Annotated in this window: 1 protein-coding gene; it reads right to left on the bottom strand. The window is 65.1% G+C overall.

From position 1 onward, the window contains the following. Positions 1 to 255, bottom strand: a 255-nt coding sequence (locus VSR34_RS39180; RefSeq protein WP_342965321.1) for a hypothetical protein, incomplete at both ends; no start/stop codon positions are given.

Raw genomic sequence — 255 nt, forward strand, 5'->3', positions numbered from 1 at the left:
CCTCGGCCCGTTTCTGCCCTTCGTCTCGCGGCTCGACGGCGGCTGAACGATGACCGTTGGGCCGGTGAAGTGAAGACGCTGTTTGCGCGCGAAAGTCAGGCACGTTCCGCCGTCGTGACCATGTGGCGGCGATTCGTGCGCGCAGACCGCCGCGCATGTCGCGCCGGTTCATCTTGCCGTCGCGCCGTGGCAGGTCATTGTCACGCTTCCGCAATAATTTCCCCAGATCACGCGCCACTGTGCCGGAGCCATCTG

This window comes from Paraburkholderia sp. JHI2823 (assembly GCF_038900695.1).
Lineage (GTDB): Bacteria > Pseudomonadota > Gammaproteobacteria > Burkholderiales > Burkholderiaceae > Paraburkholderia > Paraburkholderia mimosarum.